This window comes from Pseudomonas petroselini (assembly GCF_045037875.1).
In the GTDB taxonomy this organism is placed as follows: domain Bacteria; phylum Pseudomonadota; class Gammaproteobacteria; order Pseudomonadales; family Pseudomonadaceae; genus Aquipseudomonas; species Aquipseudomonas petroselini.
Window position 1 is genome coordinate 6,147,242 of record NZ_CP173614.1, and the last position, 21,124, is coordinate 6,168,365.

Sequence of the window (21,124 nt, forward strand, 5' to 3'; positions counted from 1 at the left end):
ACAGAGAACCAAATGTGGGAGGGGGCAAGCCCCCTCCCACAGTTTTATCCAGCGAACAGTCCAGCCATCATCTTCAGCCGCTTCTTGTAGACACGCCGCGCCTCCAACGCCTCCTCCAGTGTCACCGCCACAAACCCCGCCCGCTGGTTCGGCTGCATCTGCCCGATCAAGTCCAGGTCAGCGCTGATCACGGTGCCAATCATCGCGTAGCCACCGCCCGACACCGCGTCCCGGTGCAACACAATCGGCTCCAGCCCGGCTGGTACCTGGATCGAGCCGATCGGGTAGCAACTGTCGACGATATTCGACGGATCCGATCCCGCGCCGAACGGCTGCTCCCGTGGCTGGAAGCTCAGCGCACTGCCGCCTTTGAAGCGATAGCCGATGCGGTCAGCTTCGGAGCCCACGGTCCAGGGCTCGGCAAAAAAGCTGCTTTTGGCCGCAGCGGTCAGGCGCTCGTAATACAGGCCAGGCACCACACGCAGGGTCACATCGCCACCCACCGACCGGCGCAACGCCATCGGCAGGCTGTTGCCCGCACGGCCCGTGCCGCTGGGTTCGCCGATGGGCAATTCATCGCCTGCCTGCAAGCGTCGACCGTGAAACCCGCCGAGTGCGCCAAGGGTATAGGTGGAGCGACTGCCGAGCACCAGCGGCACGTCAATGCCACCCGCCACCGCGAGGTAGGTGCGCGCGCCGGCCTTGGGAAACTCAAAGCGCAAGACCTGCCCGGCGCGCACCTGGAATGCAGTGTCCTGATGCACGACTTCACCGTCCAGGCGCGGCGACATCAAGGCGCCGCTGAGTGCCACCAGCGCGTCCTGCTGAAACTCAAGCTCGGGGCCGATCAGCGTGCATTCCAGGCCCGCCGCGCCCACCGGGTTGCCCACCAGGTGGTTGGCCGCACTCAGCGCGTACTGGTCCAGTGCGCCCGACGGCGGGATGCCCAAATGGTAATAACCTTCGCGGCCAAGGTCCTGCACGGAGGTGGCGAGGCCGGGTTTGAGGACCTTGATCATGCCAGCGCCTCCTGCAGGGTTTTCGGATAGCCGATGGGGTCGGCGAGAAAGGCGTCGAGGGAAAACTCCACCGGACGGATGCGCAAGTCGAAGCGTCCTGCGTCCACCTCGGCGACGGCAAGATCGTAGGCGTCGCGGTCCATGGGTTTGAACTGCACGATGTCACCGGGGCGGAAGAACACCATGTGTTCCTTGAGGTACGCCAATTGCTGCGCCGGGTCGTAGATGGGCGCCGGGGTCACGCCGAACATCTGGTAACCGCCGGCACCACGCACCGAGTAGATGCAACCAAAACAGCCGCCATGGCCGAGGGTCAGCTTTGGTGTATCGGTGCGCGGCCGCAGGTACTTGGGCACCTGCAATTGGCGCTCGCGCTCGACCATCTGGAACATGAATGGCAAGCCCGCGACAAACCCGACCATCGACACAAACCACGGCGCGCCGCTGTGGGCGGCGATAAACGCATCGACATCGGCCAGGCCATTGATGCGCGCGGCGTACTCCAGGTCGGTGCCGCTGGGGTCCTGATGGCGGTCGCGAAAACGCATGAGCGTTTCATGGGTCCAGGGGTCGTTGTAGAGCACCGGGATTTCGATGATGCGCGTGTGCAAGGTGCGCTCGGCCACAGCCTGGGCTTCGGCGGTCTGCACCGCATCGAGCAGTACATGGGGGGCGATGCGGTCGGGGTCGAAGCGAATCTGGAACGACGCATTGGCCAGGCACACATCCAGCACGCCTTCGAGCGCCAGGCGTTCCACGGCGCGTGTCACCGCCATGCCTTTGAAAAAGGCTTCCAGGGACATGCTGTCACTGACCTCGGCAAACAGGTGTTCATCACCGCCGAAGCTGTAGCGGATGGGGGACATTTCAGCCATGTCTGTTCCTCTTGGAATCATTGTAGAAAGGCAGGCGAAAAAAAATGTTCAGGGCGTTTCTTGTTGTGGTGACTGAGCTTGCTGTGGTGAACACCCTTGTTGTGGTGAGCGGGCTTGTTGTGGTGAGCGGGCTTGCTGTGGTGAACACCCTTGTTGTGGTGAACAAGCTTGTTGTGGTGAACAAGCTTGTTGTGGTGAGCGGGCTTGCCCCGCGCTGGGCTGCGAAGCGGCCCCAGTAAGACCACCGCGTAGTGTCAGGCTACACGCGGCGTCGGGTTTAGGGGCGGCTTCGCCACCCAGCGCGGGGCAAGCCCGCTCACTACAGAAACCCATTCGTTACCACGATTCCTGCTTGATCCAGGGCTTCGCGGGTGGCTTCTACCAACTCAAGCGCGCCGGGCGTGTCGCTGTGCAGGCAGATGGAATCGAATTCGATAAACACGTCTTCGCCTTCTACGGTGCGCACCAGGCCGGTCTGACACGCACGCAAGACTCGCGCCGCGACCGTTGCCGGATCCAGCGCCCGGACCTGGCGGGTAAACACGATGGAGCCGCTGAGATCGTACTCACGGTCAGCATAAAACTCGCGCACCACCGGTTGCCCCAGTTCGGTGGCGACCCGCCAGATCACCGAATTGGGCATGCAGTAGAGCAACAGCGTCGGCTCGAGGATTTGCAGGTTCTGCACCAGCAACCGCGCCGCTTCTTCATCGCGGGCGAGGTGCATATACAGCGCGCCATGGGGTTTGATGTGTTGCAGGGTCATGCCCTGGGCCCGTGCGATTTCACGCAGGGCGCCGAGCTGGTAGAGCATGTCGTCGACCAATTCCTGGGCCGGCGCGTTGATGTGGCGACGGCCAAAGCCGACCAGGTCCCGAAAGCCCGGATGCGCGCCGATGGCCACGCCCAATTGCTTGGCCCGCTCGACCGTACGACGCATGGTGCCGGGGTCCCCGGCGTGAAAGCCGGTGGCGATATTGGCCGAGCTGATGTAGGCCATCAGCTGCGCATCCACACCGTCGCCGATGGTCCAGGGGCCGAAGCCTTCGCCCATGTCCGAATTGAAATCCACTGCCTGCATCGAGGTCGCTCCGCCTAAGTGATGCTGGAAAAGTAGGCTGCTGCTTGACCCCTTGGGAAGATCTATTATCAGATGGCCCATCTTCTGAAAATCAGATAGCCCTACGTTTTGGAGAGGCCGATGTCCCTGACCCTGCGCCAAGTCCGCTACTTCGTCGCCACCGCCGAAATCGGCCAGATTTCCCAGGCGGCCATCCACCTGAACATCTCCCAGTCGGCGGTGACTACGGCAATCAAGGAACTGGAAGCCATGCTCGGCGTGCAGTTGTTCGTGCGCTCGGCCCAAGGCATGAACCTGACCGACGCCGGCCGGCACTTTCTCAACCGCGCCTATGTGATTCTGCGCAGCGTCGATGACGCGCTGAACAGCCCGCTGCCCGACTACCGCGCCAGCGGCGTGCTGCGCCTGGCCGCCAGTTACACGGTACTCGGCTACTTCCTGCCGCACCACTTGCAGCGCATGGAACACTGGCACCCGGACGTGACCATTGAGGTCTTCGAGCAGGAGCGTCAGGCCATCGAGCACGGTTTGCTCGACGGCCAGTTCGACAGGGCCGTGGTGCTCACCGCCAACCTCACCCACCCGGATATTGTCTCGGAAATCCTGTTCAATTCGGAACGCCGCCTGTGGCTGCCCAGCCATCATCCCTTGTGCGAACGTGGCGCCGTGAGCCTGGCCGATGTGGCCCGCGAACCCTACATCCTGCTCACCGTCGACGAGGCCGAACACAGCGCCATGCGCTACTGGGAACAGGCCGGGCAAACGCCCCAGGTGCGGCTGCGTACCAGCTCGGTGGAGGCGGTGCGCAGCATGGTCGCCAACGGCAGCGGCGTGGCGATCCTGTCGGACCTGGTGCATCGGCCCTGGTCATTGGAAGGCAAGCGCATCGAAACCCTGACGGTGACTGACCCAGTCACGCCGATGAGCGTGGGCCTGGCCTGGCACCGCGAGCGCACATTCACCCCGGCGATGCAGGCGGTACGCGATTACTTCCACGATGCGTTCCTGGCCCCGCAGCAATTATCGGCGCGGCGTTAGAGCTGGGATTGCAACGTTGCCGCCAGCCAATCCATGAACACCCGCACGCGCTGCGGCAGGTGCCGTTGGCCCGCATAGAGCAGCGATACATCCAGCGCTGGCGCGGGGTAATCCGGCAGCACTGCGACCAGTTCACCGCTGGCCAATAAATCACCGATGCCCAAGGCCGGCACCTGAGTAATCCCGAAGCCTCCCAGGCACGCCGCTTTGTACGCATCGGTGCTGTTGACCGTCACGCGCCCGGCCATGGCAATACGCTGCACCTTGTTGCCCTGCATGTATTCAAACCCCGCCGAACGCGCGCCCAGTGGCCGCACGTAATGCACCAACTGATGCCGCGCCAGGTCGGCCAGGGTCTCGGGCACGCCATGACGTTGCAGGTAGGCCGCGCTCGCGCAGTTGATCATCGGCAGGCTGCACAACCCCCGTGCCACCACCGTCTGGTCCGGCTGTGCGCCGACCCGCAACACGCAATCAAACCCCTCGGCGAGCAGGTCGACCTGGCGGTCGGTGGTGCTGATTTCCAGCTCGATCAACGGGTGCGCATCCATGAATGGCGGCAGGCGCGGCAGGATCAATTCCCGCGCCATCATGTTGGGCATGTCCACTCGAATACGCCCGCTGAGTTGCGCTTCATCCTGGCGAAACAGCCCCTCCAGCTCCTCCATGTGCGACAGCAAATCCTTGCTGCGCTCATACAGCACACGCCCGTCCTGAGTCGCCTGCACCGTGCGCGTAGTGCGCTGCAACAGGCGCGCGCCGAGCAGTTCCTCCAGCGCCTGCACGTGCTCGGACACGGTTGAACGCGGCAAGCCCAGGCTCTCGCCGGCCTGGGTAAAACTCGACAGTTCGGTGACGCGCACGAAGGTGCGCAGCAGCTCAAGTTTGTTCATGGGATTGTTCGCCTTATCCGGCCAGTGATTCCGGTATAGCGCTGTTTATCACGATATGGCCGGACAAATAAACTGCTCCCAACGCTCAATCACAGAGGACATCACCATGACCCGCAAAATCGCATTGATCACCGGCGCCAGCCGCGGCCTGGGCAAAAACACCGCGTTGCACTTGGCAGCTCAAGGCGTCGATATCATCGGCACTTACCACAGCAAGGCCGATGAAGCGCAGGCGTTGGTCGCCCAGATCGAACAACGGGGCGGCCGCGCGGTGATGCTGAAACTCGACGTGAGCCAAAGCGCGACCTTTGGCGATTTCGTCGGCGAGGTTGCCAGCGCACTCAAGGATGTTTTCGCACAGGATCACTTCGATTTTCTGATCAACAACGCCGGTATCGGCATTCACGCCAGCTTTGCCGACACCACCGAAGCGCAGTTCGACCAACTGGTAGCGATTCAATTCAAGGGCCCGTTTTTCCTCACCCAGAAGCTGTTGCCACTGATCCGCGACGGCGGCCGCATCCTCAATATCTCCAGCGGCCTGGCGCGTTTCAGCCTGCCCGGCTACGCCGCTTACGCCGCCATGAAAGGCGCCATGGAGGTGCTCACCCGCTACCAGGCCAAGGAACTGGGTGGGCGTGGCATCAGCGTCAATATCCTCGCCCCGGGCGCGATTGAAACCGACTTCGGCGGCGGCGCGGTACGCGATAACGCCCACCTCAACGCAATGGTCGCCAGTAACACTGCACTGGGCCGCGCCGGCTTACCGGACGATATCGGCGGAGCGATTGCCAGCCTGCTGGCCGACGGTAGCCACTGGATCACCGGCCAGCGGATCGAGGCCTCGGGCGGTATGTTTCTGTAGGAGCTTGTCGCGCAGCACGTCATACCCCCAGTGATACACATAGGTGTACGGCAGGAAGAACAGCAGGACACCGATGTCGAGCATAAACGCCTGCATCAGGCTGATATTCAGCCACGCCGCGATCAGCGGCACGGCCACGATAATCAGCCCGCCTTCAAACATCAGCGCATGCAGCACCCGCGTCCAGCCACCCGCGGCGAGTTGCAGGCGCACCTTGAGGCGGTCGAACAGGCTGTTGAACACGATGTTCCAGGTCAGTGCCAGCAGGCTCAGCCCCAAGGTCACCGCGCCCATTTCCAGGGCCGGCCTGCCGGTGATCCACACCAGCAGCGGTGTACAAATCAACAACGCCAAGCCTTCAAAGCCCAGGGCTTGGCAAACACGTTCAGTAATCGACTTGGTAGGGCTCATAACCTGCGCTCCATGAATGACGAGGGTTGCCATGATCACGCCCTGACTCGATACTTCATAACCAATAACCATCGACCAAGGCGATAGACATGGCGTCCAACGAAGTGCTGCAAGCGTTTGTCCAGGCGGCCACCCAAGGGTCGTTTTCCGCCGCGGCGCGCAAGCTGGGCAAGAGCCAGTCCACCGTCAGCGCGGCGGTGGCAAGCTTGGAGATCGACCTGGATGTGGTGCTGTTTGATCGCAGCAGCCGCAAGCCGACGTTGACGCCAGCCGGCCATGTGCTGCTGGAACGGGCCGAGCAGGTGCTGGAAGCCAGCAGCCGCCTGGAACTGGCGGCGAGTCAGTTAGCCCAGGGGTTGGAGCCGAGGCTGACGATTGCGATGTCGGACACTTATCAATCGCAGCGTTTTGAAACCGCGATCATTGCGTTCGCCGAGCGTTACCCCGACCTCGAACTGGAATGGCTGATCGCCGAATGCGACGACCTGATCGACCTGGTGCAAAGCGGCCGGGCGCAAATTGCGTTTATCGAACAGCAGGACGTCTACCCGCCTGACCTGACGCGCTCGCCGGTGCAGGAGCGCACCGAGATCGCGTTGTTCGTGTCGCCGCAACATGCCTTGGCCAGCCTCGACAGCGTCGACCACCAGACCTTGAAACACCATCGCGAATTGCGCTTGGCGAGCATCGTCAAACCTTACGACAACCGCGCCGCTGGCCGGGTCTGGTCCGCCGCCAGTTACCTGATGTTGATGGAGATGGCCCAGCTGGGTTTCGGCTGGGCGCCCCTGCCCCGCTGGCTGGTGGAGCGTTTTGGCAACGCCAGCCTGCAGGAACTCAAGGTGCGCGGCTGGCCGCGCTCGGTCACGGTGGATGCGTTGTGGTCGCGCCAGCATGCACCGGGGCCGGCAGGGAGTTGGTTGTTGGCCACGATGCTGGAGTGAGCCCTCTGAACAATGAAGACAGTGTGGGAGCGGGCTTCATTGTCTGGGGGATTGGAGTTCGGCCAGGCGTTGTTCGAGGAAGCGTTTTTCCGGGGTTTGCTGGGTCAGTGACAGGGCTTTTTCGTAGGCCGTGCGCGCCGCTTCGACACGCCCCAGTTGCCGACAGAACTCGCCCCGCGCCGAATGCGCCAGGTGGTAATCCTGCAACTCGCCGCGCGCCAGAATCTGCTCTACCTGCTGCAACCCCGCCAGCGGGCCATCGCGCATGGCCACCGCTACGGCGCGGTTCAGTTCGATCACCGGTGACGGCATTGTCCTGAGCAGCACATCGTAGAGCCCGACGATTTGCCGCCAGTCCGTCTGATCTGCACGCGTGGCTTCGGCATGCACCGCCGCGATGGCCGCCTGCAGCCCATACGGGCCAAAGCGCCGGGCGCTCAGCGCCTGCTCCGCCAACGCACAGCCTTCGGCGATCAGGGACGCATCCCACAGCGAGCGGTCCTGTTCATCCAGCAGCACCAATTCGCCACTCGCCGAGGTGCGCGCCGAGCGTCGGGACTCGTGCAACAGCATCAGCGCCAGCAGCCCCATGACTTCCGGCTCGGGCAGCAACGCCATCAACAGACGCCCCAGGCGGATAGCTTCGCGCGTCAACGCTTCACGGGTCAGGTCAGCGCCCATGGAGGCCGAATAGCCCTCGTTGAACACCAGGTAAATCACGCGCAACACGCTGTCGAGACGCTCGGGCAGCTCCGCCAGGGACGGCACCTGATACGGAATGGCGGCCTCGCGGATCTTGCCCTTCGCCCGCACGATACGTTGGGCGATGGTGGCCGGCGTGGCCAGAAACGCCCGGGCGATTTCCTCGGTGGTGAGGTCGCAGATCTCGCGCAAGGTCAGCGCCGCCTGGGCGTCGGCCGCCAGCGCCGGATGGCAGCAGGTGAAGATCAGGCGCAGGCGGTCGTCTTCCACGTCTTCATCACTCCAGTCAGCCGCCTCCAGCGCATCGGCCTGCGCCTGCAGCAACGGGGTAAAACGCGCCTGGCGGCGCAGACGGTCGATGGCCTTGAAGCGCCCGGTCGAGACCAGCCACGCGCGTGGGTTGTCCGGCACACCGTCCAGCGGCCAACGTTGCACCGCGACGAAAAACGCTTCGTGCAGGGCTTCTTCGGCCAGGTCGAAGTCGCCGAGCACGCGAATCAGCGTCGCGAGCACTCGCCTTGATTCGCTGCGGTAGATCGCCTCGACCGAAAGGGTCAATCGCGCATGCCTTGGGTGACCAGGGTTACCAGGCGGTCGAGACTCTGACCCCAGCCATCGTGAAAGCCCATGGCTTCGTGGGCCTGTTTGTCTTCGGCACGCCAATGCATGGCGCGGGCGGTGTAGAGGGTCTTGTTGCCCTCGACCTCCTGCAGGGTCACTTCGGCGGTCATGAACGGCTTGCCCGACGGAATCCAGCCCGGCGTAAAGGCGTCGGTAAACACCAACCGCCGTGGCGCGACGATCTCCAGGAACACGCCCTGGGTCGGGTATTCCGCACCGTCGGGCGCACGCATCAGGGTGCGAAACAGGCCTCCGACCCACAGGTTCATTTCGCACTCGGGGGTGGTCATGCCGTGGGGGCCCCACCATTGCTGGAGCAAGGTGGGCTCGGTCCAGGCACGGAACACGCGGCTGCGCGGTGCATCGATCACGCGGCTGATGGACAATTCAAACTCGGCAGGTTGCGTAGACATGGGGTAAACCTCTTGAGTCTTATGGTTGTTGTTCAGAGATTCAATTCGCGCACGGGGCGCACTTCCACACTGCCGACCCGGGCGGCCGGAATGCCGCCGGCCACCTGGATCGCTTCGTTCAGGTCCCGCGCCTCGATCAGGTAGAAGCCGGCGAGCTGCTCCTTGGTCTCGGCAAACGGCCCGTCGGTGATCGACACCTTGCCATGGCGCATGCGCACGGTGGTGGCGGTGGTGACCGACTCCAGCGCTTCGGCGGCCAGCATGCGCCCACTGCCGTGAACGGACTCTGCATAAGCATGGCATTCCGGGTCCTTGGGGCTGTCGGGCAGGCTGTGCAGCAACGCTTCGTCGCTGTAGACCAGGCACAGGTATTTCATGACGTTCTCCGTTTTCGGACTACTGACTATAGATCGCGATGGTCAAGGTTTCAGGTCGAACAGACCGGTGCCGGTTTCCATGTCGAAAGGCGCAGACCAGTGCTCATGCACCACTTTCCATTGGCCATTGATGCGCTGGTAACCGGCGGTCACGCGCATCCAGCAGGTTTTAAGCACGCCATCCGGCCCGGTGCCACCACAGTGGGCGAGCCAGTGGGCAAAGGCGCTGTCGTCGGCGGCGACGATATGCAGCTCATGAAAGTCAAACACGCCGGGGCCGGGGCAAAACTCCATGCAGGCCTGCCAGTGCGCCTGGTAAGCGGCCTTGCCCTTGAATTGCAGGGCGCTGACGGCGTCGAACGCGACGATATCGTCGGCGTAGAAGCTGACAATCTTCTCGACATCCTTGGCGGTGACGGGGTGTTTCCATTGTTCGATCAAGGTGTTGATGGCGGTGCTCATGGTGATACTCCTTCGGGAGGAAAAGCGCGGAATACCCCCTTAATCGAACAAGCCAGCGGCAAATCGACAACCCACTGAAAAATAATTTCGCCCCCGGCAAACCCGCTAGAATCCAGGCCTCTTTGTAGGATTTCGGATGCGCCACTGATGGAAACCCGCCTCGTCCCCTATGAGACGCTGAGCCTTGTGCAGAAACAGCACCTCGACACCCTGCAAGTGCATCCCGAGCAACTGGCGTACTCCGGCGATATCTACTGCGCGCTGAACAGCCTGCTGGTCAACCCCAACCCCAACGCCATCAAAGGCTTCGCCCTGCTCGCCGACGACCTGCCCGTGGCCTTCCTGCTGCTCAAACGCCCACCGTGCCTGCCCCATTGGGCGGATGAGCACAGCGCGACCTTGCATGCGTTGCAGGTGGATCGGCATCAACAAGGGCGCGGGTTCGGTAGGGCCTGCTTGCAGGCGCTGCCGGCGGCGGCATTAAAGGCATGGCCGCAGATCAAGGGCCTGGAATTGTCGGTGGACGCGGACAATGTGGCGGCGATGGGGTTGTATCTCAGGACTGGGTGGGTCGACAGCGGGGAGGCGTATAAGGGGCGGATTGGGCATGAGCGCCGGCTGGCGTTAGTATTTTGAACGGTAAGGAGGAGCTAAGCATGCTGACAACCCTCGAACAACTCGAAACCCTCTACGGCCTCCCCCACGAGCGCGCCGTGCGCAAGGAAATCCCGTTTCTCAACGAGGACTACCAGGCCATGGTGCGGGCGTCGCCGTTGGTGGTGGTGAGTTCGTCCGGGCCGGAAGGCATCGACGGTTCGCCGCGCGGCGATGTGCCTGGGTTTGTGCGGATTGTGGATGAGCGCACCTTGGCGATTCCGGACCGGCCGGGGAACAATCGCGTGGATACCTTGCGCAACCTGGTGCAGAACCCGCGGATTGCGTTGCTGTTCATCATTCCAGGGGTTGGCGAAACCTTGCGGGTGAACGGCCGGGCGCAGATTTCCATCGAGCCTGAACTGCTGGAGAGTTTTGCGGTGAATGGCAAGCCGGCGCGGTCGGTGATTCTGGTGCAGGTAGAGGCCGCGTATTTCCACTGCTCCAAGGCGTTTGTGCGCTCGGACTGCTGGAACCCGGAGAAACACTTGGACCGCTCGGCGTTGCCGTCAGCGGGGACGTTTCACAAGCGGCTCAATGATGGGCAGTTTGATGCCGAGGCGTATGACCGAGAGATGCCGGAGCGGGTCAGAAGTACGTTGTATTGATGTCCCGTAGGAGCCGGCGTGCCGGCTCCCACAAGGGTCGCAGTCAGCCTCTTTCGCCTACCGGCAACCAGATTTCCACCGTCCCGGTGCCTTTGCGCCCGTCAAAATCGGCACTGTAGCGCTCGAAATCCGCGCCCATCACCTTGTAGCCCGAATGCGGCAGCCATTCGAACATGATGCGCTCGTACGTTTGTTCCAGTGCCTGCACCGGCCCGTAATGCGGGAACACGGCATAGTTGAGCGGCGGAATCTCGATGGACTCGAAGTTGCTCGGTACGTCGCCCTTGGTCGGGACCTCGACACCGGCCATGTAGTCGAATTCGCCATGCTTGGGGTTGTGGCAAACACCATACGCCACACCGCCAACCCGTTTCTTGATGTCCTTGATGCAGGTATCGAACAATTCCCACAGCTTGGGGATATCCCCCACGGTGGCCTTTGAGTAACGCCCTTGCACCCCGGCGATCACCAGGGCTTTACCGGCTTCCATGCGTGGCTCTAACGGTTGTTTTGTCTGCTGATCCATACGAACAGTCTCCTTCTTATGAGGGAACAAACCCGTATCGAGTATAGGGGCATATCCGCGCTGGACTCCATGCAGAAAATTTTCCTACGCATCTGGACAACTGGCCATCATCGACCGTATTGTCTGCCCCGCAGGCCACCGCAGTGGCCGACGTCGCTCGGACGGTTCCGGGCGCTTACGTACTCTTGAGGCAACAATGGCAGACCAAGGTTCGCCGCGCCGCTTTGCGCGCATAGATCGACTCCCCCCTTACGTTTTTAATATCACTGCCGAGCTGAAGATGGCTGCGCGTCGGCGCGGCGAAGACATCATCGACTTGAGCATGGGTAACCCGGACGGCGCCACTCCCCCGCATATCGTGGAGAAAATGGTCACCGTCGCCCAGCGTGAAGACACGCACGGCTACTCCACTTCCAAAGGCATTCCGCGCCTGCGCCGGGCGATTTCGCGCTGGTACAAAGACCGTTATGAAGTGGACATCGACCCCGAAACCGAGGCCATCGTCACCATCGGTTCCAAGGAAGGCCTGGCGCACTTGATGCTGGCCACCCTGGACCAGGGCGACACGGTGTTGGTGCCGAACCCGAGCTACCCGATTCATATCTACGGTGCCGTGATTGCCGGCGCCCAGGTGCGGTCGGTGCCGCTGGTGCCCGGCGTGGACTTCTTCGACGAGCTGGAGCGGGCGATTCGCGGCTCGATCCCCAAGCCAAAGATGATGATCCTCGGCTTCCCGTCCAACCCCACCGCGCAGTGCGTGGAGCTGGACTTCTTCGAGCGCGTGATTGCGCTGGCCAAGCAGTACGACGTGCTGGTGGTGCATGACCTGGCCTACGCCGACATCGTCTACGACGGCTGGAAAGCCCCGTCGATCATGCAGGTGCCGGGCGCCAAGGACATTGCGGTGGAGTTTTTCACCCTGTCCAAGAGCTACAACATGGCCGGCTGGCGCATAGGCTTCATGGTCGGTAACCCGGAACTGGTCAACGCCCTGGCGCGGATCAAGAGTTACCACGACTACGGTACCTTCACCCCGCTGCAGGTGGCGGCGATTGCGGCGCTGGAAGGCGACCAACAGTGCGTGAAAGACATCGCCGAGCAGTACCGCCAGCGCCGCAATGTGCTGGTCAAGGGCCTGCATGAGCTGGGCTGGATGGTGGAGAATCCGAAGGCGTCGATGTACGTCTGGGCGAAGATTCCCGAGCAGTATGCCGCCATGGGGTCGCTGGAGTTTGCCAAGAAATTGCTGCTGGACGCGAAGGTGTGTGTATCGCCGGGGATTGGCTTTGGCGAGTATGGCGATGACCATGTGCGCTTTGCGCTGATCGAGAACCAGGACCGCATTCGCCAGGCGGTGCGGGGGATCCGGGGGATGTTCAGGGCGGATGGGTTGGCCCAGAAAGCCTGACCCGATCCACTTGAAGAAATGTGCTCAACATGTGGGAGGGGGCTTGCCCCCGATAGCCGTGGGTCAGCTACAAATAAGCTGACTGATCCACTGCCATCGGGAGCAAGCCCCCTCCCACAGTTTTAATTGGGTTTTCAGCCCTGCTTCATCGGGTGTCTGTCAGACCACCAACGACAGCAACATGATGAAGATCAACGCCACGACCGACAGAATGGTCTCCATCGCCGTCCACGTCTTGAACGTCTCAGCCACGGTCATGTTGAAATACTGCTTCACCAGCCAGAACCCCGCATCGTTGACGTGAGACAGAATCAACGACCCCGCCCCCGTTGCCAACACCAGCAGTTCACGGTTAACGCCTGGAATCATCCCCACCACCGGCACCACGATGCCCGCGCCGGTAATGGTTGCCACGGTGGCCGAACCGGTTGCCACACGAATCACCGCCGCCACCAGCCACGCCAGCAGGATCGGGTTGATCTGTGCGTTCACCGCCATGTGGCCGATCACGTCACCCACGCCGCTGGTCACCAGCATCTGCTTGAAGCCACCACCGGCACCGATGATCAGGATGATCGCGGCGGTCGGCGCCAGGCTGCCGTCGAGCAGCTTGAGGATCTGCTTGGAATGGATGCCCTGGCGATGGCCAAAGGTGTACAGCGACAGCAGCAACGCCAGCAGCAGCGCGGTGATCGGGTGACCGATCATGTCCATCCAGTTGCGCACCACGTTGCCTTCGGCAAACGCGATGTCGGCGAAGGTTTTCAGCAGCATCAGGAACACCGGCAGCAGCACGGTGACCAAGGTGATGCCGAAGCTCGGCAACGACTTGTTATCGGTCTCGCGGGCCAGTTGGTCGACCAGTTCCTGGGACGGGTTGCCCGGGATGTACTTGGCGATGAACGTACCGAAGATCGGGCCGGCAATGATGGCGGTCGGCAAGGCGACGATCAGGCCGTACAGGATGGTCTTGCCGATGTCCGCGCCAAACACGCCGATGGCCAGCAGCGGGCCGGGGTGCGGTGGCACCAGGCCGTGTACCGCCGACAGGCCGGCCAGCAGCGGGATGCCGATCTTGATCAGCGACACACCGGTACGGCGCGCGACGATGAACACCAGCGGGATCAGCAGCACAAAGCCGATCTCGAAGAACAGCGGGATGCCCACCAGGAACGCGGCGAACATCATGGCCCACTGGACCTTGTCCTTGCCAAAGGCGCGGATCAGGGTCTGGGCGATCTGATCGGCGCCGCCGGACTCAGCCATCATCTTGCCGAGCATCGTGCCCAGCGCGAGGATGATGCCGACAAAGCCAAGCACCCCGCCGAAGCCGTCCTGGAAGGCCTTGATGATCTTGTCCACGGGCATGCCCGAGGTCAGGCCGAGGAAACCTGCGGCGATGATCAACGCAATAAAGGGGTGAACCTTGAACCGGGTGATCAACACGATCAGCCCGATGATGGTGACGACTGCATCTAACAGCAGGTACGACTCGTGGGACATGCCAAACATGGGGGGTCTCTCCTGTTTGTTGTTGTTATTAAAGCGGGTGTTGAATTTCCTGCCGGGGATAGCGCTATCTTTTCCGGCAAAAAATTATTTGGATGGTTCAAAACCGTGTTTCAGCCACCAGGCATTGGTCTGCTCGGCCAATTCCTCGACGCTGTCTTCGCTGGCGTTGAGGGCCAGGGTCAGCGGCTCGCCTTTGGGCGACTCAAGGGTGGCGAACTGGCTGTCGATCAGGCTTGCCGGCATGAAATGGCCGGGGCGATGGGACACGCGGTCAGCGGCCACGGCGCGGGTCAGTTCCAGGAAGACGAACCCCAGGCCCGGCGCGGCTTCGCGCAGGTGGTCGCGGTATTTCTTTTTAAGCGCTGAACAGGTGAGTACGGGATGCTCGCCCGCTTTCAGCGAACGGCGCAGTTCATCGCACAGGATGTCGAGCCAGCCGGCGCGGTCGTCGTCGTTGAGGGGGTGGCCGGCGCTCATCTTTTCGATGTTGGCGGCGGGGTGAAAGCTGTCGCCTTCGATGGCGGTTGCACCGTTCAGGCGGCACAGGGCCTCGCTGACGCTGGACTTGCCACAGCCGGAAACACCCATGATGACCAGGGCGGTAACAGGTTGACTCATGGAACACCTCAGGACGCAGATAGCGCTACCTTTGCACGCTGTAAGGCTAGTGCAAAAACAGGCTTTTCCCGCGCCGTCTTGTCTTTTTTTATGGAGTGACGCGTGCATCCGCTCCAACGCGTTGAACAGGATCAGGCAACCCTTTGTTCAAGAATTTGCAGCCCTTTGGAGACAGCGCTACCTTAGTGCCTCGATTTTTGTTTGGCAAGCCGCCTGATGACCTCTAAGAACGATAAAAAAATGCGCACTACCGGTCGCCCGACCCTTAACGAAGTCGCCCGCCTGGCCGGCGTCAGCCCGATTACCGCCTCCCGTGCCCTACGCGGCATCAGCACCGTCGCCACCGAACTGGTGGAAAAAGTGCAACACGCCGCAGCCGAACTGAACTACGTGGTCAACCCCGCCGCCCGCGCCCTGGCCTCGGCCCAGAGCCATTCGGTGGTGGTGCTGGTGCCGTCGCTGTCCAACCTGCTGTTTATCGAAACCCTCGAAGCAATCCACCAGGTGCTGCGGCCCAAGGGCTTTGAAGTGCTGATCGGCAACTCCCACTATTCGCGCGATGAAGAAGAAAACCTGCTGCGCAACTACATGGCCTACCAGCCACGCGGTTTGTTGCTGACCGGGTTTGATCGCACCGAAAGCGCCCGACGGATGGTTGAGGCCAGCAATGTGCCGTGCGTGTACATGATGGACCTGGACCCGAACGCCGGCGTGAACTGCGTGGGGTTCTCGCAGCTGGCGGCGGGCGAGACGGCGGCAGCGCATTTGATCTCCCGCGGGCGCAAGCGCCTGGCGTACATCGGTGCACAGTTGGACCAACGCACCTTGCTGCGTGGCGAAGGTTTTCGCCGAGCGCTGCAACAGGCCGGCCTGTACGACCCGGCGCTGGAGTTGCTGACGCCGCGCCCCTCCTCCGTGGGCCTGGGCGGCGAGTTGTTTTTACAGTTGCTGGCGGCGCATCCGGACGTGGACGCGATCTTCTTCGGCAACGACGACCTGGCCCAGGGCGCGCTGCTGGAAGCCCTGCGCCATGGCATCAAGGTGCCGGAGCGTGTGGCGGTGCTGGGCTTCAACGACTTGCCGGCGTCGTCGTTCATGGTGCCGCGCCTGAGCAGCATCAGCACCCCACGTGAAGCGATTGGCCGGCGGGCGGCGGAGCATTTATTGACGATCATGGCGGGCAACAAGATCGCCAAACCGGTGGTGGACATGGGGTTTGAGTTGCAGGTGCGGGAGAGTACGTAGGACGCCTGTAGGACGCAGCTGACATTGCGGTAAGCGCCTTGCCCGGTTGCCTACGCTTACGTCAGAATCCGCCGGCTTGTGCGCCTGGGTGGGGGTCTCTAAGGTTGTCTGGTCGCTGAATTTCTCGGTGATCGGGTTTAGTAGCCCGCTTCCTCACACAAGATGCATGAGCCTATCGATGCTTGATGGTGGCTGTGCGCAGGGCGCCTTCGGGTGCGCCGGGTTTGTGTGGGATACCGGTCTACTAACCTGCGTACAGCTGCCACCCTCGTTTAGTAGCGATGAGGTATCAGCCCATATCAGGTACTTCACTCATGCACAGCATCCCCACGCACACGCTCTTCACTGTCATCCCTGACACCTCCACAGAAACCCTGCTGATCAACAGCTACGAAGCCGTATGTTCCGTCAGCACCTTGCTGCTCGACCTCTCCGATGACCTCAGCGGCAAGCACCGCGATGTGGCCCTGGCGATTTACCAACTGAGTGAACTGAGCATCTTGCTGCTAGGAAAAGCCGTGGACCAGCACACACCAAGCTGCTGAAGGAAGGCTGCGTGAGTTTAACAATTGATTGCCCCTGCAGGACAAAGTCCAAGTTATTGCGTCAGAAAGCCCACTATAAAAGCTCAGTACGTTAGCCCAGTCAAATACAATAAAACACTGTGATTTCTGACAGTAGACGTGATACCGATAATACGGACTAATAAGCTTCCTGACTCCCAATATGCTCAGGACTAAACATTTATTTAAACCGGAGGAAAGCAATCATGACCGCTGGCATCCCACACACACCCGACATCAACATCAAAACTAAAAAGGCTAAAGGGCACTTTGATATTGAAGCGTCTCCGATCGGAGCTTTTTTTACTAACGATGTAATTATGACCAAGGGACAGGGCATACTTCGTTTAACCGGCACTCATATTCACTCAAACGAAAGAATTCGAGTCACTGTGTATATCGGCGATGGGCCCGGCTCTTTCGAGGGTAAGATCGTAAGTGATGACGTTCCTTCGGGTTCTTACGATATCGACACTACAAGCTACCAGGCGTTAAGTGGGAAGGTTAAATCAACCTATATTCCTAACCAACAGCATGTAACGCTGGAATTCAGTTTTTTTATAAAAATAAAAGGACAGGAGCACGAAGTTAAAGGTAAGGCCAACATTCAATATTTTGATGAACTATAACAACCTCTCATACATTGAGACTTCTCAGCCAACCGGCTCTCTATAACACTCTGAGCCGGTTTCTTTCATAGGCACAGTTTCCGCGCAACTCGCTCTTATACGTGCTCCCTGCTACATTGGCCACTGCACATTTCCACCGCCAGGGAAGCAACATGGGCCACTCACTGAAAATCTTGGTTCGCACGTCCTCCATCAACGTGCGCAAAGTACTCTGGACCTGCCAGGAACTGGGCATCGACTACCAGCGCGAAGACTGGGGCATTGGCTTCAAGCCCACCCAGTCCGCCGAATTCCTCGCCCTGAACCCCAACGCCCAGATCCCCGTATTGATCGACGACCACGGCGTGCTGTGGGAGTCCAACACCATCTGCCGCTACCTCGTGAACCTCTACCAACGGCATGACCTGCTGCCCGCCGAACCCGCACCGCGCGCGCGGGTCGAGCAATGGATAGACTGGCAAGCCGTCGAACTCAACCGCGCCTGGGGCGATGCCTTCACAGCCTTGGTACGCGGCAACCCGGAGGGTCTGGACGCGACGCAGATTGCCGCCGCTGTGCAGCGGTGGAACGACAAGATGGGCATTCTGGAACACCAGCTGACCAAGACCGGTGCCTACGTGGCCGGCGACGAATTCACCCTCGCCGATATCCTGATCGGCCTCTCGGTACACCGCTGGCAGATGACGCCCATGGAGCGCCCGCCCTACCCCGCCATCGCGGCGTACTATCAACGCCTCAGTCAGCACGCTGGCTTCAAGGCCTTTGCCCTCGACGGTCACAACTAAACCAAGGACGACACCGTGAAAGGACTCAACGTACTGCTGACAGGCGCCTGCGGCAGAATCGGCAAGACGTTTTTCGAAGCCTCGAAAGACCGCTACCGCTTCACCCTCACCGATCGCATCGCGCCAAATTTCAACGTGGGCGAACACCGCTTCGTGCACGCCGACCTCAGCGATCAATCCAGCCTGGCTGCCCTGCTCGACGGCATCGACGTGATCGTGCACCTGTCGGGCATCCCCCATGCCAGCGCCTCGTTCGACGAGTTGCTGCCCAACAATATCCTCGCCACGACCTACCTGTTCGAAGTCGCTGTGAACGCCGGGGTAAAACGCCTGGTATTCGCCAGCAGCGCGCAAACCATAGAAGGCTACCCGGTGGATCGCCAGATCACACCCGGCATGCCCGTACTGCCCGCTAACCTGTACGGCGTGAGCAAATGCTACGGCGAGGCGTTGTGCGGCTACTACGCGGCGAAAACCCCGCTGTCGACGATTGCCCTGCGCATCGGCGCCTTCGAGTTCCCCGAAACCCACGACCTGAACAACGCCCGCGACCTCAGCGCGTGGCTCAGCCCCCGTGATGCGGTGCAGTTGCTGCAACGTTCGGTGGAGGCCGAGGGTGTGAAGCACTTGATTGCCCATGGTATTTCCAATAACCGCTTCAAGCGCTTGGATTTGAGCGAGACCACGCGGGTGCTGGGTTACCATCCCCAGGATGACGCGTTTCAAACATTCGAGATTCCGATCACTTATTGAGTTTCCCCATGCCCACACTCTCCAGTACCGACGGCATCGACCCCCTCCGCGCCGCCCACATCAGTGCGCGCATCGACCGTCTGCCCGCCGTCGCTACCGTTTGGCGCTTGGTGGCGCTGCTGTCGATTGGTGGTTTTTTCGAGCTGTATGACCTGTTCCAGACCGCCTACATAAGCCCCGGCCTGATCAGCGACGGGATTTTCCACACCGGCAGCGAAGGCGTGTTCGGCTTCTCGGACCAGGCGGCCTTCGCCTCTGCGACCTTCCTGGGCCTGTTCCTCGGCGCCAGCCTGCTCAGCCCCATCGCCGACCGTTTTGGGCGCCGGGCAATCTTTACCTTTGCGTTGATCTGGTACACCGTCGCCACCGTATTGATGGGCATCCAGACCTCGGCCTTGGGCATCATCTGCATGCGCTTCCTGGTGGGCATCGGCCTGGGCATCGAGCTGGTCACCATCGACGCCTACCTCTCGGAACTGGTGCCCAAGCGCATGCGCAGTTCGGCGTTTGCCTTTGCGTTTTTTATCCAGTTCCTGTCGGTGCCGGCGGTGGCGCTGATGTCGTGGTGGCTGGTGCCGCAGGCGCCGTTCGGCATCTCGGGTTGGCGCTGGGTGGTGCTGTCGAGCGCCGTGTTCGCGTTGTTTATCTGGCAACTGCGCAAACGCCTGCCGGAATCACCGCGCTGGCTGGCACAGAAAGGCCGCTTCGACGAAGCCGGGAAGATCATGGACAACCTGGAAGCGCGCTGCCGAAAGGATCACGGCAAACCGCTGGACGAGCCCGAACCGCAAGCCGTCAGCGTGCAGGGCAGCGGCCGCTTTGCCGACATCTGGCAACCGCCGTACCGCCGCCGCGCGTTGATGCTGATCGTGTTCCATGTGTTCCAGGCCATCGGGTTCTTCGGCTTCGGCAATTGGCTGCCCGCGCTGCTCTCAGGCCAGGGCGTCAGCGTGACCCACAGTTTGCTCTACGCCTTCATCATTACCCTCGCCTACCCGCTGGGGCCGTTGTTATTCGTGAAGGTGGCCAACCGCTTTGAAAACAAATGGCAGATCGTCGGCTCGGCCCTGGGCGCCGTGATCTTCGGCAGCCTGTTTGCCCTGCAAACCACGGCGGTGGGGCTGGTGATCTGCGGGGTGATGATCACCTTCTGCAATGCCTGGCTGAGCTTCAGTTATCACTCGTACCAGAGCGAACTGTTCCCGACCAACATCCGCGCACGGGCGGTCGGGTTCTGTTACTCGTTCAGCCGCTTGTCGACGGTGTTCAGCAGCCTGTTGATCGGCTTTATCCTCGAACACCTGGGCACGCCGGGCGTACTGGCGTTTATTGCCAGCAGCATGTTGATCGTGATGATCACCATCAGTTGGTTCGGGCCACGCACGCGTAACCTGGCGCTGGAAAATATCGCCCATTGACGGCAATGAATGGCCGCCGGCAGGACAACCTTTGCCGCGGCGGCCACAGCTTCCCCAATAAAACCGGGGACTTTGACCCCGGCACGTTACTTGCTCCTCCTGAGGCACCGAACATTTCCCCAGGTGACCGATCATGCTGGTTAACAACAACACCCAAGCCGTGTCGACCCTTCAACAGATCAAACGGCCCGACATGGACCCCGCCAACGCCGCCGCCAGCGCGCTGTACAGCGGTGCCTTGCAAGCTGCGCAGCAAAGCGTGACCGTGCCGGCCGCGCAGAAGGAGTTGGACAAGGCGACTGACCGTATCGACGAAGCCTTCGCCAAGACCCGCGTGCAGTTGCAGACCACCACTGAGGCCGTTACCGCCTCCACGGCGACAACAGACGTGCCGAAAACCGGTTCGACCACCAGCACGGCGCGGTCCGAGTTCACCGATTACATGAGCAAATCCCCGGCCGAGCGCATTCGTGAGCAGTTGCTCAAGGAGCAGGGTTTGACCGAGGCGGATGTGCAGAACATGTCGCAGGAAAAGCAGGACGCTATTTCCAAGCAAGTGGCGGAACGCTTGAAGCAGCAGCAAGAGCAGCAGGTAGCGGCGAAGACCACTGACCCGCAGGCGCGGGCGGTAAAAGAAACCCTGGCCGCGATCTAAGCCCCTTAGCCTGTAGTGAGCGGGCTTGCCCCGCGCTGGGGGGCGAAGC

At 61.4% G+C, this 21,124-nt stretch carries 26 protein-coding genes; 14 read left to right on the top strand and 12 right to left on the bottom strand.

Features of this window, described 5'->3' with window-relative positions:
- Positions 1 to 44: 44 nt before the first annotated feature.
- Both ACI512_RS28340 and ACI512_RS28345 read right to left on the bottom strand, forming a co-directional pair.
- Positions 45 to 1,019, bottom strand: a complete 975-nt coding sequence (locus ACI512_RS28340) for a biotin-dependent carboxyltransferase family protein (RefSeq protein WP_236380017.1) — start codon at positions 1,017 to 1,019, stop codon at positions 45 to 47.
- Positions 1,016 to 1,894 carry an allophanate hydrolase subunit 1 gene (locus ACI512_RS28345; protein ID WP_043205785.1) on the bottom strand — a complete coding sequence of 293 codons (879 nt, stop codon included), beginning with the start codon at positions 1,892 to 1,894 and terminating at the stop codon, positions 1,016 to 1,018. The genes ACI512_RS28340 and ACI512_RS28345 overlap by 4 nt, the downstream gene beginning before the upstream one ends.
- A 44-nt stretch (positions 1,895 to 1,938) precedes the next feature.
- Here ACI512_RS28345 and ACI512_RS28350 point away from each other — a divergent pair, with 44 nt between their 5' ends.
- Positions 1,939 to 2,133, top strand: a complete 195-nt coding sequence (locus ACI512_RS28350; RefSeq protein WP_236380020.1) for a hypothetical protein — start codon at positions 1,939 to 1,941, stop codon at positions 2,131 to 2,133.
- Positions 2,134 to 2,213: 80 nt separating this feature from the next.
- Here the strand turns inward: ACI512_RS28350 and ACI512_RS28355 are convergent, their stop codons facing one another.
- The gene (locus ACI512_RS28355) at positions 2,214 to 2,975 is read right to left on the bottom strand and encodes a 5-oxoprolinase subunit PxpA (protein WP_236380022.1); all 762 of its coding nucleotides are present in this window, start codon (positions 2,973 to 2,975) and stop codon (positions 2,214 to 2,216) included.
- 120 nt (positions 2,976 to 3,095) lie between these two features.
- Between ACI512_RS28355 and ACI512_RS28360 the strand changes: the two genes are divergently transcribed.
- Positions 3,096 to 4,013 carry a LysR family transcriptional regulator gene (locus ACI512_RS28360; RefSeq protein WP_405121444.1) on the top strand — a complete coding sequence of 306 codons (918 nt, stop codon included), beginning with the start codon at positions 3,096 to 3,098 and terminating at the stop codon, positions 4,011 to 4,013.
- Here the strand turns inward: ACI512_RS28360 and ACI512_RS28365 are convergent.
- On the bottom strand, positions 4,010 to 4,906 hold the full coding sequence (locus ACI512_RS28365) for a LysR family transcriptional regulator (RefSeq protein WP_236380024.1): 897 nt from the start codon (positions 4,904 to 4,906) through the stop codon (positions 4,010 to 4,012). The two genes, ACI512_RS28360 and ACI512_RS28365, sit on opposite strands and share 4 nt — an antisense overlap.
- Positions 4,907 to 5,012: 106 nt before the next feature.
- On the opposite strand from ACI512_RS28365, the gene ACI512_RS28370 reads away from it, so the two are divergent.
- Positions 5,013 to 5,771, top strand: coding sequence for an SDR family NAD(P)-dependent oxidoreductase (locus tag ACI512_RS28370; RefSeq protein WP_236380026.1), 759 nt, complete (start codon positions 5,013 to 5,015; stop codon positions 5,769 to 5,771).
- Here ACI512_RS28370 and ACI512_RS28375 read toward each other — a convergent pair.
- The gene (locus ACI512_RS28375) at positions 5,670 to 6,182 is read right to left on the bottom strand and encodes a multidrug/biocide efflux PACE transporter (RefSeq protein WP_043205787.1); all 513 of its coding nucleotides are present in this window, start codon (positions 6,180 to 6,182) and stop codon (positions 5,670 to 5,672) included. The two genes, ACI512_RS28370 and ACI512_RS28375, sit on opposite strands and share 102 nt — an antisense overlap.
- Positions 6,183 to 6,271: 89 nt before the next feature.
- Here ACI512_RS28375 and ACI512_RS28380 point away from each other — a divergent pair, with 89 nt between their 5' ends.
- Positions 6,272 to 7,126, top strand: a complete 855-nt coding sequence (locus ACI512_RS28380) for a LysR family transcriptional regulator (RefSeq protein ID WP_015885515.1) — start codon at positions 6,272 to 6,274, stop codon at positions 7,124 to 7,126.
- A 36-nt stretch (positions 7,127 to 7,162) separates the two neighbouring features.
- Here ACI512_RS28380 and ACI512_RS28385 read toward each other — a convergent pair whose 3' ends face one another.
- Genes ACI512_RS28385 through ACI512_RS28400 form a run of 4 tightly spaced genes read right to left on the bottom strand, consistent with a single transcriptional unit; the run spans position 7,163 to position 9,701 of the window.
- Positions 7,163 to 8,386 carry an RNA polymerase sigma factor gene (locus tag ACI512_RS28385; protein WP_236380027.1) on the bottom strand — a complete coding sequence of 408 codons (1,224 nt, stop codon included), beginning with the start codon at positions 8,384 to 8,386 and terminating at the stop codon, positions 7,163 to 7,165.
- The gene (locus ACI512_RS28390) at positions 8,383 to 8,862 is read right to left on the bottom strand and encodes an SRPBCC family protein (RefSeq protein ID WP_046036465.1); all 480 of its coding nucleotides are present in this window, start codon (positions 8,860 to 8,862) and stop codon (positions 8,383 to 8,385) included. Before ACI512_RS28390 ends, ACI512_RS28385 begins: the two co-directional genes overlap by 4 nt.
- Positions 8,863 to 8,894: 32 nt before the next feature.
- On the bottom strand, positions 8,895 to 9,239 hold the full coding sequence (locus ACI512_RS28395) for a YciI family protein (RefSeq protein WP_231808796.1): 345 nt from the start codon (positions 9,237 to 9,239) through the stop codon (positions 8,895 to 8,897).
- Between the two features lie 42 nt (positions 9,240 to 9,281).
- A complete protein-coding gene (locus ACI512_RS28400; RefSeq protein ID WP_236380029.1) occupies positions 9,282 to 9,701 on the bottom strand; it encodes a nuclear transport factor 2 family protein in 420 nt (139 codons plus the stop codon).
- Positions 9,702 to 9,848: 147 nt separating this feature from the next.
- Between ACI512_RS28400 and ACI512_RS28405 the strand changes: the two genes are divergently transcribed.
- Complete coding sequence (locus ACI512_RS28405; RefSeq protein WP_231808795.1) at positions 9,849 to 10,337, top strand: N-acetyltransferase; 489 nt, start codon at positions 9,849 to 9,851, stop codon at positions 10,335 to 10,337.
- 20 nt (positions 10,338 to 10,357) lie between these two features.
- Positions 10,358 to 10,963, top strand: a complete 606-nt coding sequence (locus ACI512_RS28410) for a pyridoxamine 5'-phosphate oxidase family protein (RefSeq protein ID WP_405121445.1) — start codon at positions 10,358 to 10,360, stop codon at positions 10,961 to 10,963.
- Positions 10,964 to 11,006: 43 nt separating this feature from the next.
- On the opposite strand, the gene ACI512_RS28415 is transcribed toward ACI512_RS28410, so the two are convergent.
- Positions 11,007 to 11,489 carry a GyrI-like domain-containing protein gene (locus ACI512_RS28415; RefSeq protein ID WP_231808793.1) on the bottom strand — a complete coding sequence of 161 codons (483 nt, stop codon included), beginning with the start codon at positions 11,487 to 11,489 and terminating at the stop codon, positions 11,007 to 11,009.
- 196 nt (positions 11,490 to 11,685) lie between these two features.
- Here ACI512_RS28415 and alaC point away from each other — a divergent pair, with 196 nt between their 5' ends.
- Complete coding sequence (gene alaC, locus ACI512_RS28420; protein ID WP_015885523.1) at positions 11,686 to 12,897, top strand: alanine transaminase; 1,212 nt, start codon at positions 11,686 to 11,688, stop codon at positions 12,895 to 12,897.
- A 159-nt stretch (positions 12,898 to 13,056) separates the two neighbouring features.
- Here alaC and ACI512_RS28425 read toward each other — a convergent pair whose 3' ends face one another.
- Positions 13,057 to 14,409: a GntP family permease gene (locus ACI512_RS28425; protein ID WP_236383379.1), complete on the bottom strand. Its 1,353-nt coding sequence runs from the start codon at positions 14,407 to 14,409 to the stop codon at positions 13,057 to 13,059.
- Positions 14,410 to 14,493: 84 nt separating this feature from the next.
- A complete protein-coding gene (locus tag ACI512_RS28430) occupies positions 14,494 to 15,027 on the bottom strand; it encodes a gluconokinase (protein WP_015885525.1) in 534 nt (177 codons plus the stop codon).
- A gap of 213 nt (positions 15,028 to 15,240) precedes the next feature.
- On the opposite strand from ACI512_RS28430, the gene ACI512_RS28435 reads away from it, so the two are divergent.
- The 7 genes from ACI512_RS28435 (at position 15,241) to ACI512_RS28465 (ending at position 21,075) form a co-directional block, all read left to right on the top strand.
- Complete coding sequence (locus ACI512_RS28435; protein ID WP_162471082.1) at positions 15,241 to 16,272, top strand: LacI family DNA-binding transcriptional regulator; 1,032 nt, start codon at positions 15,241 to 15,243, stop codon at positions 16,270 to 16,272.
- Between the two features lie 314 nt (positions 16,273 to 16,586).
- A complete protein-coding gene (locus ACI512_RS28440; RefSeq protein WP_043205792.1) occupies positions 16,587 to 16,817 on the top strand; it encodes a DUF6124 family protein in 231 nt (76 codons plus the stop codon).
- Between the two features lie 224 nt (positions 16,818 to 17,041).
- Positions 17,042 to 17,464 carry a hypothetical protein gene (locus ACI512_RS28445; protein ID WP_236383372.1) on the top strand — a complete coding sequence of 141 codons (423 nt, stop codon included), beginning with the start codon at positions 17,042 to 17,044 and terminating at the stop codon, positions 17,462 to 17,464.
- Between the two features lie 152 nt (positions 17,465 to 17,616).
- Positions 17,617 to 18,249: a glutathione S-transferase family protein gene (locus ACI512_RS28450; protein WP_236383370.1), complete on the top strand. Its 633-nt coding sequence runs from the start codon at positions 17,617 to 17,619 to the stop codon at positions 18,247 to 18,249.
- 15 nt (positions 18,250 to 18,264) lie between these two features.
- On the top strand, positions 18,265 to 19,002 hold the full coding sequence (locus tag ACI512_RS28455) for an NAD(P)-dependent oxidoreductase (protein WP_236383368.1): 738 nt from the start codon (positions 18,265 to 18,267) through the stop codon (positions 19,000 to 19,002).
- Positions 19,003 to 19,010: 8 nt separating this feature from the next.
- Positions 19,011 to 20,420 (top strand): MFS transporter, encoded by a 1,410-nt coding sequence (locus ACI512_RS28460; protein WP_064053696.1) that lies wholly within the window; start codon positions 19,011 to 19,013, stop codon positions 20,418 to 20,420.
- Between the two features lie 133 nt (positions 20,421 to 20,553).
- Positions 20,554 to 21,075: a hypothetical protein gene (locus ACI512_RS28465; RefSeq protein WP_015885532.1), complete on the top strand. Its 522-nt coding sequence runs from the start codon at positions 20,554 to 20,556 to the stop codon at positions 21,073 to 21,075.
- The last annotated feature ends 49 nt before the right edge of the window (positions 21,076 to 21,124 follow it).

Coding starts and splice junctions, on each gene's coding strand:
- ACI512_RS28360 (WP_405121444.1), top strand. CDS start 3,096: ATGTCCCTGACCCTGCGCCAAGTCCGCTACTTCGTCGCCACCGCCGAA.
- ACI512_RS28405 (WP_231808795.1), top strand. CDS start 9,849: ATGGAAACCCGCCTCGTCCCCTATGAGACGCTGAGCCTTGTGCAGAAA.
- ACI512_RS28465 (WP_015885532.1), top strand. CDS start 20,554: ATGCTGGTTAACAACAACACCCAAGCCGTGTCGACCCTTCAACAGATC.
- ACI512_RS28370 (WP_236380026.1), top strand. CDS start 5,013: ATGACCCGCAAAATCGCATTGATCACCGGCGCCAGCCGCGGCCTGGGC.
- ACI512_RS28355 (WP_236380022.1), bottom strand. CDS start 2,975: ATGCAGGCAGTGGATTTCAATTCGGACATGGGCGAAGGCTTCGGCCCC.
- ACI512_RS28390 (WP_046036465.1), bottom strand. CDS start 8,862: ATGTCTACGCAACCTGCCGAGTTTGAATTGTCCATCAGCCGCGTGATC.
- ACI512_RS28340 (WP_236380017.1), bottom strand. CDS start 1,019: ATGATCAAGGTCCTCAAACCCGGCCTCGCCACCTCCGTGCAGGACCTT.
- ACI512_RS28430 (WP_015885525.1), bottom strand. CDS start 15,027: ATGAGTCAACCTGTTACCGCCCTGGTCATCATGGGTGTTTCCGGCTGT.
- ACI512_RS28425 (WP_236383379.1), bottom strand. CDS start 14,409: ATGTTTGGCATGTCCCACGAGTCGTACCTGCTGTTAGATGCAGTCGTC.
- ACI512_RS28375 (WP_043205787.1), bottom strand. CDS start 6,182: ATGAGCCCTACCAAGTCGATTACTGAACGTGTTTGCCAAGCCCTGGGC.
- ACI512_RS28460 (WP_064053696.1), top strand. CDS start 19,011: ATGCCCACACTCTCCAGTACCGACGGCATCGACCCCCTCCGCGCCGCC.
- ACI512_RS28410 (WP_405121445.1), top strand. CDS start 10,358: ATGCTGACAACCCTCGAACAACTCGAAACCCTCTACGGCCTCCCCCAC.
- ACI512_RS28445 (WP_236383372.1), top strand. CDS start 17,042: ATGACCGCTGGCATCCCACACACACCCGACATCAACATCAAAACTAAA.
- ACI512_RS28400 (WP_236380029.1), bottom strand. CDS start 9,701: ATGAGCACCGCCATCAACACCTTGATCGAACAATGGAAACACCCCGTC.
- ACI512_RS28350 (WP_236380020.1), top strand. CDS start 1,939: ATGTTCAGGGCGTTTCTTGTTGTGGTGACTGAGCTTGCTGTGGTGAAC.
- ACI512_RS28365 (WP_236380024.1), bottom strand. CDS start 4,906: ATGAACAAACTTGAGCTGCTGCGCACCTTCGTGCGCGTCACCGAACTG.
- ACI512_RS28450 (WP_236383370.1), top strand. CDS start 17,617: ATGGGCCACTCACTGAAAATCTTGGTTCGCACGTCCTCCATCAACGTG.
- alaC (WP_015885523.1), top strand. CDS start 11,686: ATGGCAGACCAAGGTTCGCCGCGCCGCTTTGCGCGCATAGATCGACTC.
- ACI512_RS28380 (WP_015885515.1), top strand. CDS start 6,272: ATGGCGTCCAACGAAGTGCTGCAAGCGTTTGTCCAGGCGGCCACCCAA.
- ACI512_RS28440 (WP_043205792.1), top strand. CDS start 16,587: ATGCACAGCATCCCCACGCACACGCTCTTCACTGTCATCCCTGACACC.
- ACI512_RS28345 (WP_043205785.1), bottom strand. CDS start 1,894: ATGGCTGAAATGTCCCCCATCCGCTACAGCTTCGGCGGTGATGAACAC.
- ACI512_RS28395 (WP_231808796.1), bottom strand. CDS start 9,239: ATGAAATACCTGTGCCTGGTCTACAGCGACGAAGCGTTGCTGCACAGC.
- ACI512_RS28415 (WP_231808793.1), bottom strand. CDS start 11,489: ATGGATCAGCAGACAAAACAACCGTTAGAGCCACGCATGGAAGCCGGT.